16 protein-coding genes are annotated in these 14,865 nt (G+C 68.5%); 6 read left to right on the forward strand and 10 right to left on the reverse strand.

The window, feature by feature from the left end:
- Positions 1 to 115: 115 nt before the first annotated feature.
- Positions 116 to 1,012, forward strand: a complete 897-nt coding sequence (locus tag AC5RUF_RS05595) for a DNA-methyltransferase (RefSeq protein WP_494129962.1) — start codon at positions 116 to 118, stop codon at positions 1,010 to 1,012.
- Positions 1,013 to 1,031: 19 nt separating this feature from the next.
- Here the strand turns inward: AC5RUF_RS05595 and AC5RUF_RS05600 are convergent, their stop codons facing one another.
- Positions 1,032 to 1,889 (reverse strand): PHP domain-containing protein, encoded by an 858-nt coding sequence (locus tag AC5RUF_RS05600; protein WP_494129963.1) that lies wholly within the window; start codon positions 1,887 to 1,889, stop codon positions 1,032 to 1,034.
- 137 nt (positions 1,890 to 2,026) lie between these two features.
- Here AC5RUF_RS05600 and AC5RUF_RS05605 point away from each other — a divergent pair, with 137 nt between their 5' ends.
- Positions 2,027 to 3,595: an aminopeptidase P family protein gene (locus AC5RUF_RS05605; RefSeq protein WP_494130022.1), complete on the forward strand. Its 1,569-nt coding sequence runs from the start codon at positions 2,027 to 2,029 to the stop codon at positions 3,593 to 3,595.
- A 91-nt stretch (positions 3,596 to 3,686) separates the two neighbouring features.
- On the opposite strand, the gene AC5RUF_RS05610 is transcribed toward AC5RUF_RS05605, so the two are convergent.
- Positions 3,687 to 4,583 carry a YflT domain-containing protein gene (locus tag AC5RUF_RS05610; protein ID WP_494129964.1) on the reverse strand — a complete coding sequence of 299 codons (897 nt, stop codon included), beginning with the start codon at positions 4,581 to 4,583 and terminating at the stop codon, positions 3,687 to 3,689.
- A gap of 117 nt (positions 4,584 to 4,700) precedes the next feature.
- Between AC5RUF_RS05610 and AC5RUF_RS05615 the strand changes: the two genes are divergently transcribed.
- From AC5RUF_RS05615 to AC5RUF_RS05625, 3 genes are read left to right on the forward strand one after another with little or no spacing between them, the layout of a single operon-like run.
- Entirely contained in the window at positions 4,701 to 5,981 is a 1,281-nt protein-coding gene (locus AC5RUF_RS05615; protein WP_493997977.1) for a magnesium transporter, read from the forward strand.
- A complete protein-coding gene (locus AC5RUF_RS05620; RefSeq protein WP_493997978.1) occupies positions 5,974 to 6,561 on the forward strand; it encodes a DUF1003 domain-containing protein in 588 nt (195 codons plus the stop codon). The genes AC5RUF_RS05615 and AC5RUF_RS05620 overlap by 8 nt, the downstream gene beginning before the upstream one ends.
- A 3-nt stretch (positions 6,562 to 6,564) precedes the next feature.
- Entirely contained in the window at positions 6,565 to 7,749 is a 1,185-nt protein-coding gene (locus AC5RUF_RS05625; protein WP_494129965.1) for an Mrp/NBP35 family ATP-binding protein, read from the forward strand.
- A gap of 49 nt (positions 7,750 to 7,798) precedes the next feature.
- Here AC5RUF_RS05625 and AC5RUF_RS05630 read toward each other — a convergent pair whose 3' ends face one another.
- The 3 genes from AC5RUF_RS05630 to sigE are packed head-to-tail and all read right to left on the reverse strand — an operon-like array spanning position 7,799 to position 9,853.
- A complete protein-coding gene (locus AC5RUF_RS05630) occupies positions 7,799 to 8,251 on the reverse strand; it encodes a twin-arginine translocase TatA/TatE family subunit (RefSeq protein WP_494129966.1) in 453 nt (150 codons plus the stop codon).
- 48 nt (positions 8,252 to 8,299) lie between these two features.
- Positions 8,300 to 9,211, reverse strand: coding sequence for a zf-HC2 domain-containing protein (locus AC5RUF_RS05635; protein WP_494129967.1), 912 nt, complete (start codon positions 9,209 to 9,211; stop codon positions 8,300 to 8,302).
- 3 nt (positions 9,212 to 9,214) lie between these two features.
- On the reverse strand, positions 9,215 to 9,853 hold the full coding sequence (gene sigE, locus AC5RUF_RS05640) for an RNA polymerase sigma factor SigE (RefSeq protein WP_494130023.1): 639 nt from the start codon (positions 9,851 to 9,853) through the stop codon (positions 9,215 to 9,217).
- A gap of 189 nt (positions 9,854 to 10,042) precedes the next feature.
- Between sigE and AC5RUF_RS05645 the strand changes: the two genes are divergently transcribed.
- Positions 10,043 to 10,678, forward strand: coding sequence for an O-methyltransferase (locus tag AC5RUF_RS05645; RefSeq protein WP_493998237.1), 636 nt, complete (start codon positions 10,043 to 10,045; stop codon positions 10,676 to 10,678).
- A gap of 51 nt (positions 10,679 to 10,729) precedes the next feature.
- Here AC5RUF_RS05645 and AC5RUF_RS05650 read toward each other — a convergent pair whose 3' ends face one another.
- The 5 genes from AC5RUF_RS05650 to AC5RUF_RS05670 all read right to left on the reverse strand — a co-directional run bounded on the left by AC5RUF_RS05650 (position 10,730) and on the right by AC5RUF_RS05670 (position 14,857).
- Positions 10,730 to 12,370 (reverse strand): leucyl aminopeptidase family protein, encoded by a 1,641-nt coding sequence (locus AC5RUF_RS05650; protein ID WP_494129968.1) that lies wholly within the window; start codon positions 12,368 to 12,370, stop codon positions 10,730 to 10,732.
- A gap of 9 nt (positions 12,371 to 12,379) precedes the next feature.
- Positions 12,380 to 12,547, reverse strand: coding sequence for a DUF3117 domain-containing protein (locus AC5RUF_RS05655; protein WP_083521353.1), 168 nt, complete (start codon positions 12,545 to 12,547; stop codon positions 12,380 to 12,382).
- 147 nt (positions 12,548 to 12,694) lie between these two features.
- Entirely contained in the window at positions 12,695 to 13,951 is a 1,257-nt protein-coding gene (locus AC5RUF_RS05660) for a hypothetical protein (protein WP_494129969.1), read from the reverse strand.
- A complete protein-coding gene (locus AC5RUF_RS05665) occupies positions 13,944 to 14,519 on the reverse strand; it encodes a DNA-3-methyladenine glycosylase I (protein WP_494129970.1) in 576 nt (191 codons plus the stop codon). The genes AC5RUF_RS05660 and AC5RUF_RS05665 overlap by 8 nt, the downstream gene beginning before the upstream one ends.
- Entirely contained in the window at positions 14,516 to 14,857 is a 342-nt protein-coding gene (locus tag AC5RUF_RS05670) for a DivIVA domain-containing protein (RefSeq protein ID WP_494129971.1), read from the reverse strand. Before AC5RUF_RS05670 ends, AC5RUF_RS05665 begins: the two co-directional genes overlap by 4 nt.
- Between the last annotated feature and the right edge of the window lie 8 nt (positions 14,858 to 14,865).

The following is a 14,865-nucleotide window of genomic DNA, read 5'->3' on the forward strand; positions in this document are numbered from 1 at the left end:
GGCACCCGCAGCTGACGGTACGGGGCGCCCCCGCCGCAGCCGCACCCGCCGCCGCAACGGCGAGGTAGTCGGCAAGACCAGCCCGGCCGCCGAGTAGCGACGCCGCGCGACGGCTATGGCAACTCCTTTGTGGACGCCGGACGGCGGGTCGCTGGTGGTACACGCGGACAACGCGGAGTTCCTCCCGACCCTGCCGGACGGCTCCTTCACCATGATTTACGTGGACCCGCCCTTTAACACGGGGCGGGCCCAGCGACGCCAGCAGACCACCATGGTCCGCAGCACCGACGGCAGCGGCGACCGGATCGGTTTCAAGGGCCGCAGCTACAACACGGTCAAGGGGCTGCTTTCCAGCTACGACGACGCGTTCGAGGACTACTGGGCCTTCCTGGAGCCGCGGCTCGCGCAGGCCTGGCGGCTGCTGGCCGACGACGGCACGCTCTACGTGCACCTGGACTACCGCGAGGTGCACTACGCGAAGGTGATGCTCGACGCCCTCTTTGGCCGGGACTGCTTCCTGAACGAGATAATCTGGGCCTACGACTACGGCGGCCGGGCCAAGAACCGCTGGCCGGCGAAGCACGACAACATCCTGGTCTATGTGAAAAACCCGGACTCCTACCACTTCGACAACGCCGAGGTGGACCGCGAACCGTACATGGCACCGGGGCTCGTGACGCCCGAAAAGGTGGCGCTGGGCAAGCTGCCCACCGACGTCTGGTGGCACACCATTGTCTCCCCCACCGGGCGGGAAAAAACGGGATACCCCACGCAAAAGCCCGAAGGCCTGCTGCGCCGTGCTGTGGCTGCCAGCAGCCGCGAAGGCGACTGGGTGCTGGACTTCTTCGCCGGCTCCGGCACGCTGGGTGCCGTGGCGGCCAAGCTCGGACGCAAATTCGTGTGTGTGGATGCCAATCCGCAGGCCATCGAGGTAATGGCCCGCCGGCTCGGCACCGCTGCCGCCGTGGTTTCGGCCGAAACCGGCGAGCCGCTTCCGGCCGCCGGCACGTAGCGCGGGTCTGCCCGGGTTCCTAGCCCGGCAGGTCTCCCACCACGCCGGTGCCGGTTGCCAGTTCGGCAATCCGGGCCAGGACGGCCGGGTCAGTGGTGTTTTCCGCCAGACGGTTCGGCTTGCCGGTGCCGTGATAGTCGCTGGAGCCGGTGACCAGGAGCGAGTTTTCCTTCGCGAACCGCCGCAGCCAGTCCCGGCCCTCGGCGGGGTTGTCCCGGTGGTCCACCTCCACGCCCTGCAGGCCGGCGTCGATCATCTCGTGGAAGGTCTCCTCCCCCACCACCCGGCCGCGGGAGGATGCCACCGGGTGTGCGAACACGGGTACGCCCCCGGCCTGGCGGACCAGTTCCACGGCCCGTGCCGGGTCCGGGGCGTAGTGCGCCACGAAGTACGGGGACCGTGCCGTGAGGATGCCGCTGAATGCCGCCGACCGGTTCGGCACCACCCCGGCGGCCACCAGGGCATCCGCAATGTGCGGCCGGCCAATGGTTGCCCCGGGTGCCACCTGCTCCTGTACGGCGTCCCAGTCGATAGGGAAATCCTCGGCCAGGCGCTGCACCATCAGTTCCGCCCGCGAGACCCGGGCAGCACGGGAGCGGCCTATTTCCTCCAGCAGGCCCGGATGCGCCGGGTCGTGCAGGTAGGAGAGCACATGGACGCTGATCCCGTCGGCGCTGCGGCAGGAAACCTCCATGCCCGGCACCAGCGTGATGCCCAGCCGGCGGGCGGCCGCCGCCGCGGGGTCCCACCCCGCCGTCGTATCGTGGTCGGTCAACGCGATGGCATCCAGCCGTTCGCGGGCGGCCGCGGCGACCACGCCGGCCGGCTCTTCGGTGCCGTCGGACACACTCGAGTGGGTGTGCAGGTCGATTCTCACGCTTACAATCTACGCCCTGGCGGGCATCCGCCCGTGCACACCCGCGGGACCGGTACTGCAGGGTGTTTTGCCGGCCCGGGGGGCAGTGAGAGCATGGAGGGGTGACTACAGACGCTAACTCCTTCCCCGAGAAGACAATGACAGAGCCCGTCCTGCCCGAGCCCTCCGAAGGGCAGCCGCTGGAGGACCGGGTCAACAACCGGTCCCAGCGCCCGTCCTCGGAGGCGTTCAAGAAGTTCATGTCTTCCGGCTGGGCGGCGGAATCCGGTGACCTCCCGGAGCGCGACGCCGTTGCCGCCTTCGCGGCCCGCCGCCGCCGCGCGCTTTCGGAACGGTTCCCGGGCGAACGCCTGGTGATCCCGGCCGGGCCGCTGAAGGTCCGCTCCAACGACACCGACTACCGTTTCCGCGCCCACTCCGGCTTCGCCCACATGACCGGCCTGGGCCTGGACCGCGAGCCCGACGCCGTCCTGGTGATGGAGCCCGTCGAATCCGGCAGCGGCGACGACGGCGGCAACCACACTGCCGTCCTGTACTTCCGCCCGCTGGCCGGCACGGACAGCGACGAGTTCTACTCCAACGCCCGCTACGGCTCCTTCTGGATCGGTGACCGGCTGGGCCTGGCAGAAGTCAACGCCCTGCTGGACCTGCCCACCCGGCACCTGGATGAAGCCGAAACCGCCATCACCAACAACGTCGGCGATCCGCAGTTCGGCGGCATCTCCGTACGGCTGCTGCGCGGCGTGGACGAAATGGTCGACGCCCTGGTGGACACCGTCCGCTACAACACCGCCCTGGACCCGGAGAACGCCGACCTCAGCGCCCTGGATGCCCTGGACGGCGAGCTCACGGAAGCCCTCTCCGAACTGCGCCTGATCAAGGACGAGTGGGAAATCGAGCAGATGAAGGCAGCCGTTGCCGCCACGGTCAACGGCTTCACCGAGGTGGTCAAGGCGCTGCCGCGTGCCATCTCGCACCCGCGCGGCGAACGCGTGGTTGAAGGTGCGTTCTTTGCCCGCGCCCGCGAAGAAGGCAACGACCTGGGCTACGACACCATTGCAGCCTCCGGCAACAATGCCACCGTGCTGCACTGGATCCGCAACAACGGCGCGGTCAACGCCGGCGACCTGCTCCTGCTGGACGGCGGCGTGGAGGCCGACAGCCTGTACACCGCAGACGTCACCCGTACCCTGCCGGTGAACGGCACGTACTCCGAGGTGCAGCGCAAGGTCTACCAGGCCGTGCTTGACGCCGCCGACGCCGGTTTCGCTGCGGCAAAGCCGGGCGCGAAGTTCCGCGACGTACACGCCGCATCCGTGAAGGTCCTGGCCGAACGCCTGGATGCCTGGGGCCTGCTGCCGGTGCCGCTGGAGGAAGCACTCTCCCCCGAGGGCCAGCAGCACCGCCGCTGGATGCCGCACGGCGTCAGCCACCATCTGGGCATGGACGTGCACGACTGCGCCCAGGCACGCGCCGAGCTGTACCTGGACGGAACGATCACCGAAGGCATGGTCTTCACCATTGAGCCCGGCCTCTACTTCAAGGACACGGACCTGTCGGTGCCCGAGGAATACCGCGGCATCGGTGTCCGGATCGAGGATGACATCCTCATCACCGCCGACGGTCCCGTGAACCTCAGCAGCGCGCTGCCGCGCAACCCCGGGGACGTCGAGGACTGGATGGCCGGCATCTACGCCGCGGAGTAGTCCCGCCGGACAGCACAGACGCAGGAAACGTAAAAGGCCCGCATCCGAAGATGCGGGCCTTTTACGTACCGGGCGGATGCCCGTTCCCGGGCTACTGCCGGGGCTGTTCGTCCCGGGACTCCGGGGACCCCGGCTGCGGGGCCGAGCTGCCCTCGGGCGCCTTCTCCAGGCTGGGCGCCTGGCCGGCGTCCGGGCCGGAATGCCGCCCGGGGTTCTGCGCGGACGCGGGTCCGGCGGAGCGGCGGATGCCGTACTGCGGCCGGCCGTCCGGGAGGTCGGGGAACTGGCCGCGCCGCGTGGTGCCGGGTGCCACGGGCTTCTCCTGCCCGGCGGAAGCGGGCTGATTCGGCTCTGCCGGAGCACTGTCGGGGCCCGGCCGCCCGTAGGGGTTGGCCCAGCCGGAAGGACGCTCCGGCGACTGTCCGCCTGCCGGCGGGCCGAACGGCGGAACTCCGCCCTGCTGGGGATTACCGGGAGCCTGCGGATGCCCGGCCTGGCCCACCATGGGCAGCTGGTGCAGCAACCGCCGGGCCTCGTTGGCGGCCTCGGGAGCCACAATGACGTCGTAGCTGGTGGCAATGACCTGGCTGGTGGAGGTGAAGTCCCGGCGTCCGCGCTGCAGTGCGTACGCCAGCACCCCGAAGAGCACCCAGAACACGGCGCCGAGCGCCATGGACGGAATCAGTGAGATCCCGGCACCGCTGCCGCCGAACAGCATCAGCGCCAGGCCCACGAAGAGGCCGAACCACGCACCCGTGGCGGCGCTGGACAGGGCCACCCGCGGGTAAGTCAGCCGGCCGGTGACCCGTTCCACGGACTTCAGCTCGTTTCCCACAATCGAGACAAGCTGGACGGGGAACTTGCTGTCCGCGAGATAGTCAACCGCCTTCTGCGCATCCAGGTAGGCCGTGTAGCGTCCCACCGTTTCGCCTTTGGGCAGGCTGCGGGCTGCGTCACGCGGAGGTGTGGCACCAAATAGGTTCGACATTGCTCCATTCTCGCTTATCCGGCGTCCGCACGGGGGAGGTATCGCTCGCAGTGAACGGCCAGCGCCGTCGTACCTCTTAATACGTCGTTAGCCGCGGGCGCAAAGTAGCCTTATAAGGTGAGCACAAATCCTACCCGTGTCTTTATTGCGCGCCTGCTCGGCCTTGACGTCTTCGACCCGCTCGGGGACAGGCTCGGCCGGCTGCGCGATGCCGTGGTGCTCGACCGCGGACCGGGACGGCCGCCCCAGGCGGTGGGCATTGTGGTGGAGGTGCCCGGCAAGAAACGCGTTTTTGTGCCGCTCACCCGTATCACCTCGATGGATCCGAGCCAGATCATCTGCACCGGACTGGTCAACCTGCGCCGGTTCGAACAGCGCGGCGCCGAGATGCTGGTGGTCGGCGAACTCTTCGACCGGCGGGTGAAGCTGCGGGACGGCAGCGGCGAAGCCACCATCGAAGACATAGCCATTGAGCAGAACCGCGCCGGTGACTGGCACGTCTCCAACCTGTTTGTACGCCGCGGCGGCCACGAGTCCCGCCTGCGTCCGCTGCGCCGGCGCGGCGAGCAGATGATTGTGGACTGGAAGGACATCATCCACTGGGACACTTCCGGCCCGCAGGCCGCCACGTCCTTCGTGGCGCAGAATGATGACCTCAAAGCCGCCGACTTCGCGGATGCGCTGCACGAGATGAGCGGCAAGCGCCGTATCGAGGTCGCCAGCGAGCTGCAGGACGAACGCCTCGCGGACGTGCTGCAGGAGCTGCCCGACGACGACCAGGTGGAGATCCTGCAGTCCCTGGATGTGGAACGTGCGGCCGACGTGCTGGAGGAGATGGACCCGGACGACGCAGCCGACCTGCTCAACGAGCTGCCCGAGGACCAGAAGGAAGAGCTCCTGCAGCTTATGGAGCCCGAGGATGCCCGCGACGTGCGCCGCCTGCTGAACTATGAAGAGGACACCGCCGGGTCGCTGATGACTCCGGTGCCCGTCATCCTGCCGCCGGAGGCCACGGTGGCTGAAGCCCTGGCGCACGTGCGGCGCGAAGAACTCACCCCGGCCCTTGCTTCCTCGATTTATGTCTGCCGGCCTCCGCTGGAAACCCCCACGGGTAAGTACCTCGGCGTGGTCCACATCCAGGCGCTGCTGCGGTCGGCACCGCCGGAGGCGCTGGGCAACATCCTCGACACGGACCTGGAGCCGGTCCGTGACTATGCCACCATCAGCGAAGTCTCGCGGATGCTGGCAACCTACAACTTGAACTCGCTGCCGGTTATCAACGACGCCGGTCGCCTGGTAGGGGCGGTGACAGTGGACGACGTGCTGGACCACCTCCTGCCGGATGACTGGAGGATCGAAACCGGCCCGATAACGCAGCAGGGAAGGACAAATGGCTGAAAAGATTAAGTCAACTACCAGCGGCCTCGACACTCCCCGCACTGCACGGACCCGATGGATGCCGCGGCTCTCCCCCAACCCGGATGCCTTCGGGCATGCCACGGAGAATTTCGCCCGCTTTATGGGCACCCCCCAGTTCCTGGTCTACATGACGGTGTTCTGCGCTGTCTGGCTGATCTGGAATACGTGGGGCCCGGAATCGGCCCGCTTCGACAGCGCCGCGCTGGGCTTCACCGTGCTGACCCTGATGCTCTCGCTCCAGGCCTCCTACGCCGCTCCGCTGCTGCTGCTGGCGCAGAACCGCCAGGATGACCGGGACCGCGTCTCCGTCCGGCAGGACCGCGAACGCGCTGAGCGCAACCTGATGGACACCGAATACCTGACCCGGGAGATCGCCGAGCTGCGCATCGCCCTGCGCGAGGTTGCCACCCGCGACTACGTCCGCTCCGAAATCCGCGGGCTGCTGGAAGAACTCCTCGAAGCCAATGACGAGGACGGCGGGACTCCCCGGCGGCGGCGCCGGTCCCCGGAGAACGCCGACACCATGCCCAAACTCAATCCCGGTGGAAGGGAACGCTAGGCCGTGGCCGTTTCCGAACCAGCTTCCGCGTTGGAAGCCCAGGTGCTCCGCGCCCTCGACACCGTCCAGGACCCGGAACTGCGCCGCCCGATCACCGAACTCGGCATGCTCAAGGACGTCACGGTGGACCCCTCCGGGCAGGTCAGCGTCGAGGTGCTGCTGACCATTGCCGGCTGCCCGCTCCGCGGCACCATTACCAGCGACGTCGAACGCGCACTGGCCGCGGTGCCCGGTGTCACCGGCGTGGGTGTCAGCCTGGACGTGATGACCCCGGAGCAGCGCAATGCCCTCAAGGACCGGCTGCGGGGCGGCGATCCGGTGCGGACCATTCCCTTCAACCGCCCCGATTCACTGACCCGCGTCTATGCCGTGGCCAGTGGAAAGGGCGGTGTCGGCAAGTCCAGTGTCACGGTCAACCTTGCCGCTGCCATGGCCGCGCAGGGACTGCGGGTAGGCATTGTCGACGCCGACGTGCACGGCTTCTCGGTGCCCGGCCTGCTCGGTATCACCCAGCCGCCGACCCGGGTGGATGAAATGATCCTGCCCCCGGTGGCCTACGGCATCAAGACCATCTCCATCGGGATGTTCGTTGACGGCAACCAACCCGTGGCCTGGCGCGGCCCCATGCTTCACCGCGCGCTGGAGCAGTTCCTCACCGATGTGTACTTCGGGGACCTGGATGTCCTGTTCCTGGACCTTCCCCCGGGGACGGGCGACATTGCCATTTCCGTCGGCCAGCTTCTGCCCGGTTCCGAGATCCTGCTGGTGACCACCCCGCAGTCCGCGGCCGCGGACGTGGCCGAGCGGGCCGGCAGCGTAGCCAAGCAGACCGGGCAGAAGGTGGCCGGGGTGATCGAGAACATGTCCTGGCTGGCCCTGCCCGGCGGGGAACGCCTTGAGGTGTTCGGCTCGGGCGGCGGAACCACGGTGTCCGGGCGGCTCGGCGATGCCCTCGGCTACCCGGTGCCGCTGCTCGGCAGCATCCCGCTGGACGTTGCCCTGCGGGAGGGCGGCGACGGCGGCCTGCCGGTGGTTCTTGATGCAGCCGGCATTGCGGCTGACGGCACTGAGGTCGACAGTGCTGAGGCTGACGGCTCGGCGGCACAGGAGCTGCGCCGCATTGCCCGTGAACTGGCGCGCCGGCCGCGCGGACTGGCAGGACGGAACCTGGGGGTCAGCCCGGTCTAGCCGGGCTCACCGCGCCGTCCGCCGGTCAGGGGAAGCCGGTTACGGGAAACTAGGTGGCTTCGATGTCGAAGGGCGCCGGTTCGCCGGCGGCCAGCCGTTCGAGGGGCTTCACTGCGGGCGGCCGGGAAGCGGCAGGAGCCGCCTGGGCCGGGGCGGCCGCACCTGAGCCCGGCGAGGGGGCCGGAGCGGGGGCTGTTCCGGTACGCGGGGATGCGGGCGCACCCTTCGCAGCCGACGCCGCATCCTCGAAATCGTCCAGCAGCGCTTCCTTAATGATGCGCCGGGGGTCGTACTGCCGTGGATCCAGCTTCCGCCAGTCCACTTCGTCGATTTCCGGGCCCACTTCTTCACGCAGCTGTTCGCGTGCTCCGCTGGCCATCCGCCGCACTTCCCGAACCAGCCGGGCCAGTTGCGAGGCGTATTCGGGCAGGCGTTCGGGGCCCAGTATCACGACGGCGAGGATCGCCAGGATAATGAACTCGTAACCGTTGATTCCTACCACTCTTGAAGACTACCTTTTCCCGGGAGCGGGGAGCCACTTGCGGGCATGTCACAGGCTCCAGCCGTTGCGGGCGAACACGGCCAGTCCGTGGACAAGGCGTTCCACCGGCTCGGCGTCGGCGTCCGGCCGGGCCAGACGTGCCGATTCCAGCAGGAACAGTTCCTCCACGGCGTCCGGCAGCGACTTGACCGGCAGGCTCGAATCGAAGGTGTAGGTGACGTCTCCGGCGGCCAGCACCCGCTGTCCCGGGTGCTCATCGGAACCGAAGACGGCCGGCCCCTCATCCGATCCCAATGCCGTAAATCCGTCGGCCGCGACCGGACGCCCGGTGAAGGCGTTAACCACCGGCTGCTGGTCGTGACCCGGCATGGGGTGCTGCTCTATGAGCCGGATCTGCTCCCCCTCTCCGGTGAAGACCATTTCCACCGCCGGTTGGCCCTGCACCTGCAGGGCCCGTGCGGAGTCCAACTCCAGCCCCAGGTCCGCCAGTTCGGGGCAGGACCAGCCGCGGTCCCGCAGCGAAGCCAACTGGTCCGGTCCCAGGACAACCGGACGGTAACCGGATACTTCCTGCCAGGCGGCAGCCATGGTGGTCCGTGCGCCCGTGTCGGGCGGGACCTCCAGGAGGGCACCGGCAGCGTAGGCACCGCCCAGCAGCACCACCGCCACTGCGGCCAGTGCCGCACCCGCCGCAAGGATGTGACGGTCGGGGGAAGCTGTCCCGCGCGGGTCCTGTATTTCGGGCGCCCGGCCAGCTGAGGCCGTTGCTATCCGGTGCGAGAGTTGCGGTTCCGCCGGAGGGACGCGCAGCGCACGCAGGCGGCTGCGCAGCCGGCGCTCCTCGGCAACGGCAGCACGGCAGGAGGCGCAACGGGACAGATGCGCCTCCACGGCCCGCCGCCGCTCCGGGGTCATTTCGGCGTCTACGTAGTCCCGCAGATATCTTCTGGGATGCCGCACCGTTCAGTTAGCTCCGGCAACTCGGGGCAGTTTCAGCCGCGGGCGGGACACCTGACGCTGTTGAGGGTCCCGGTGGGCCAGCTTCTCTTTGAGCATCGCGCGGCCGCGGTGGATCCGGGAACGGACCGTGCCAAGCTTCACGTCCAGCACCCGGGCCACCTCGTCGTAGGACAGGCCCTCAAGGTCACAGAGCACCACGGCGGCTCGGAAATCCGGGGGAAGTTCCTCCAGCGCGCGGGCAATGTCCACGTCCAGGTTGTTGAATTCGAAGCTGCGTTCCGGGCCGGGACCGTTGCTGGGCAGGCGGCTCTGGGTTTCCTCGGTCATCCCGTCAAAGCGGATCCGGCTCCGGCGTCGGGCCTGGTCCAGGAAAAGGTTGGTGGTGATCCGGTGAAGCCAGCCGTCCAGCGTGCCCGGCTGGAAATTCGCAAGGGATCGGAAGACCCGGACAAACACTTCCTGCGTCAGGTCCTCGGCATCCTGCCTGTTGCCGGTGAGCCGATAGGCCAGCCGGTACACTTTCGCCGAGTGCGCTTCCACCACTTCCTCCCATGTGGGGCGCACCCAGTCCGCAGCCATGTCTGCCGCAGCCGCATCCGGCGTCGCTGCCATAGTCTTCCTCCCTTCCATCTGCTCTGCCACCTGCTCTGCAATCTGCTCCGCCGAACCTGAAAAACCCGCCAATTACCCATGTTTCCGCATCAATCTGGGAGTTGTCTGTTAGCACGCCTTTAGTTCCGGCACAAGGCGCTCCGGCGCGTATACGCGGTTCCGTCCGGCTTGGCCTTAAGCTTGTGGAAGCACAAGCCCCTCCGTACCGAAAGTGACACCATGCGCGCCGACAAGCAGACCAGTTGGTCCTACACGGAGGCTCTGCCTACCGAGGATGAGGTGCTGCTCCGGGCGCGCGAACGGTCCTACGAGCTTGGTGTCAGTGCCGTATCCAGCGGCGTCGGTGCCGCCCTCACGGTGCTGGCCGCGGCCAGCAAGGCCACCACGGTAGTGGAAGTGGGCACCGGTGCGGGAGTTTCCGGTGTCTGCCTGCTGCGCGGCCTTGGCCGGAACGCGGTGCTCACCACCATTGATTCCGATGTGGACCACCTGCGTGCAGCGCGGGAAGCTTATGCGGAGGCGGGCATCCCGGGCAACCGCACCCGCACCATCTCAGGCCGGGCCGCTGCGGTACTGCCCCGGCTCACGGACGCCGCATACGACATGGTCTTCATCGACGCCGACAAGCCCTCTTTCCCGCTTTACGTCACACAGGCGGTACGCCTGCTCAAGCGCGGAGGTCTGTTGGTAGTCAATGACGCCCTGGACCACGGAAAAGTAGCCGATCCCGCCGTCCGCGAGGCAACCACCAACACCATGCGCAAAGTCGGCAAGGCCATCCGGGAAAACGAGGAGCTGGCCTCGGCGCTCCTGCCCACCGGTGACGGCCTGCTCCTGGCCGTCAAGACGGCCTAGCCAGGCCGCAGGCCCAGGGCCAGCGGGCGGCAGTTCCGCAGGCCCCGCGGCTCAGCGGACGGCGGAGTTCCTGCCGTCAAGGTAAGCCAGCAGCAGGCGCACCCCGAAACCGGTAGCCCCCTTGACCAGTTCCCTGCTGTCCTTCCCCGTACGTGCGGGGCCGGCAATATCAACATGTGCCCACGGGACGCCGTGCGTGAATTTCTCCAGGAAGAGCGCGGCAACAATCGCCCCGGCACCAAACTTGGCCTTCACCGGGGCTATGTGGGCAACATCAGCGACGTCGGAGGACAGGATGTCCGCGTATTCGGCCACCAGCGGCATCTGCCAGACGGCGTCGCCGGAATCCTGTCCGGCCGTTTCCAGTGCGGCGAGGACGCCTGGGGCATTGCCGAACAGCGCGGCGTGGTTCAGGCCCAGTCCCAGGGCGGCGGCCCCGGTGAGTGTAGCGACGTCGATCAGGACATCCGGGGACAGTTCCGCGGCCGCGTAGGCCAGGGCGTCGGCCAGCACCATCCGCCCCTCGGCGTCGGTGTTGCCCACCTCCACGGTGGTGCCGTTATAGGTCGTGACCACGTCGGCAGGCCGGTAGGACGCGGCACCGATGGCGTTTTCCGCCAGAGCCAGCACCGCGGTCACCCGAACCGGCAGTTCCAGCTCCGCGGCGGCCTGCGCCACTGCGAGGACTGCGGCTGCTCCGGCCATGTCCGTCTTCATGGTCATCATGGCGTCCCGCGGCTTGAGCGAAATGCCGCCCGAGTCGAAGGTGATCCCCTTGCCCACCAGGACCACGTGCTCCGCGTTCCCGTCCCCCGACGGAACGTAGGAAACCTCCACCAGACGCGGCGGATGCTCAGAGCCGGAGCCTACGGCGAGCAGGCCGCCGAAACCTTCGGCGCGCAGTTCCGCCTCGCTCCGGACCCGGACCTGCAGTCCGCTGCTTCCGGCCACCGAACGTGCCTGTGCGGCTATCCAGTCGGGGGTTGCCGTATCGGCAGGCGTGTTGGTCAGGTCCCGGGCCAGCCATACCGCCCGTGCACCGGCCAGGGCCCGGCGGGCGGCGCCGTCGTCGAGGCCCGTCAGCTCAAGATGGGCGGCCATCGGAGCCGGAGCGTCCGTGATTCCGGCACGCGGCGGGCGGTACCCGCCCAGCAGGAAGCCCTCAATGAACGCTGCCTGGGCGGCCGGGCCAAGCCCGTCCACCACGCTGCTGCGGATTTTGTTTGCGCCCATGGTGGCACGGGCAAGTGCTGCGCCGGCCCGGCGCAGGGCCGCAGGAGATTCGTCGCCGATCCCCGTGAAGATCAGCTTGCCGGGCAGGTCCGCGGCACCGCGGGGCGGTTCGATCACCAGGAGTTCCCCGGCCCGGCCGGTGACCTTGGCGCTGCGCGCCCGTGCGGCAATGTCCGCGCCGTAGCGGACGGCAGCTTCCGCTGCCCCGCGCCGGGGCTGCGGAACCGGATGCGCTGCCTCCTCGGCATCCTCCCGGCCGGAGGCCGGTGCCGGGGCCATGGCCACGGCCAGGACGTCCACGCCCTCGTCCGTCTCCGGTTCCAGTCCGCTGCCGGTTTCCGCCTTGCCGGTGCGGTGGTTCAGTGCGGCCAGGGCAGTGACTCCCGGCAGCGTTGCGGTGGCGAAGGCGGCGGCCGGCACCGGGCCGGACTTGGACGAGGGCTTCGGAGGCAGCTGCATGGTTTAAGGCTAGCCCGTCACGCCCAGAAGGCATTCCTTCAGCTTGCCGGCCTCTTCTGCGTTGAGCTCAACCACCAGGCGCCCGCCGCCGTCGATCGGTACTCGCAAAATGAGGCTGCGCCCCTCCTTTGTAACCTCCATGGGCCCATCGCCCGTTCGCGGTTTCATCGCAGCCATCTCAGATTTCCCCTTTCACAGTGCGCCGGTTTTCCCGGATCACCTGTAATCCGCTGCCGACGAAAGTAAAATATCCCCCCGGCAATTGCTGTCATTATTCCGTACAAGTACCGGGCAAACGAAATTTCGTGTGTTGCGCGCCACAACTCAGGGCGGATAGTCGCCTCCGCCGGGCAGCTCCGTCCAGCGCCACAGCCAGACCACCCACACAATCTGCAGCAGGGCGAACGCCGCTGCGACGGTGCCCCGGTAGGCACGCGAGCGGCTGAGCCAGGCCGTGGACAGTGCCAGTGGGAACAGCGGCAGCAGCAGCCGGAACGTGCTGGTCTGCGGATTCAGAAACACCAGCAGGTACAGCAGGTAGCTCGCGCACCACAGCTGCAGTTCCAGCCCCAGCCTGCGAACGGACGGCGAGGTCAGGTAAAGCACGGCCGCGAGCAGCACAGCCACCAGCAGCACGGGCCCGAAGACCGGCCCGAACAGGTGTCCGGCCATGGTCAGCCACGGTTTGAACGGGACCAGGTCCCCGTACCGCCAGGCGCTTTCCGTGTCCGTGTAAGCCCGCAGGTCACCGGTGGAAAGCCAGGCGATCACCGGCCAGGCCAGCGCGGACACTCCGGCCGCGCCGGTCAGGGCGGCCAGCCGCCAGGCCTGCCCGGCCGGGAACGGGGTGCGACGGCGGCGCAGGAACCGGACGGCGAACACCAGCCCGACGGCGAGCGCGAACGGAACGCCTACCGGCCGGGACAGGCACATCAGGGCCACCACCGGGATGGCGGTGAGGTACCGTCCGGCCAGGAGCAGGTACAGCGACCCCGCCAGCAGCAGCAGGTTCAGCGCTTCCGCGTAGGGCACCTGCAGGATCGGGGACACCGGGAAAACGGCTACGAACGCCACACCCCACAACGCGGTCCCGTGCGGTGCCTTCAGCCGGAACAACCGGTAAATGACCACTGCAGCGGCAAAGCCGGCCACGGTGGCAACCGCCGGGGCCAGGACGTCCCAGCCCAGTCCGGTCACCGCGTTCAGGCCCCGGATCAGGAGCGGGAACAGGGCATAGAACGCCCACTCGTTCTCCAGCGCATTTCCGGCTGCGTCCCGGGGCACTGTGGAGGGATACCCGTCCGCGTAGATCCGCGAATACCACTGGGCATCCCAGATGTTGATGAACTGCCAGTACGACGGCGATGGCCCGCCCCAGGGTCCGGCCGGTTGGAACCGCGCCGCCCCGGCCAGCACGGCAACCGAGAACAGCCGGGCGGCGGCCCACAGTGCCAGGACCTGGACATACCAGGGCCAGCAGGCCATGGCAGCGGTTGCCCGCCTTCCCAGGCGGGCTGCGGCGGAGGGTGCGGCGCCGTCGCCGGCGGGGACAGCGGAGGTAGTCGGAGCTTCTTCAGCCATTGCGCACCCAGCAGCCGGCGAGGTGGTCGTTGACGTACCCGGTGGCCTGCAGCATGGCATACGCCGTGGTGGGTCCGACAAAGCGGAAACCCCGCTTCTTCAGGTCCTTCGCCAGCGCCGTGGATTCCGGCGTGGTTGCCGGTACGTCGGCAAGTGTCTGCGGGGCGGGCCGGTCGGCAGGCGCCCGGTAGCGTTCCAGCAGCCCGCCGAGGGTTTCGCCGTCTTCCAGCGCCAGCAGCGCGCGCGCATTGCTGATCACCGCATCAATTTTCGCCCCGTTGCGCACAATGCCGGCGTCCATAAGCAGGCGTGCCCGGTCGGCGTCGCCGAACCCGGCCACCCGTACCGGGTCAAACCCGGCAAAGGCGGCCCGGAATGCTTCCCGCTTGCGCAGGATGGTGATCCAGCTCAGCCCGGACTGGAAGGCTTCAAGGCTCAGCCGTTCAAAGAGCGCGGCCTCGCCCTGCACGGGCCGGCCCCACTCGGTGTCGTGGTAGTGCTGGTAGTCCCCGCTTGCCAGGGCCCAGCCGCAGCGGGGGCGGCCGTCGGTACCGGGAACCGCACTCACGCCCCGTCCCCGTCCGTGGCCTTCGGTACGCCGCCGGCTTCGAGTTCGCTGATCCTGGCGTCCCGCTCCGCCAGGGCATCGGCGAGCCGTTCCAGGACCGCGTCCACCTGGTCCATCCGGTAGCCACGCGGGGCCACGGAGAGCCGGAGCCGGCCTACGTCTGCGGCAGCGGGATACTCGGGCAGCAGCACCGGCGGCAACCGGGGGTCCGGTTCCGGCAGGCCCTGCACCGCGTCCCGGGCACGCCCGGGGGTGCTGTCCGGACGCAGCCGGCCGACACCGAGGGCGATCGTCAGGCCCAGGACGGCGATGGCCAGGAATACGAGGAGGAGTGTCACAGGACCAT

This window comes from Arthrobacter sp. Y3224198, assembly GCF_059090025.1.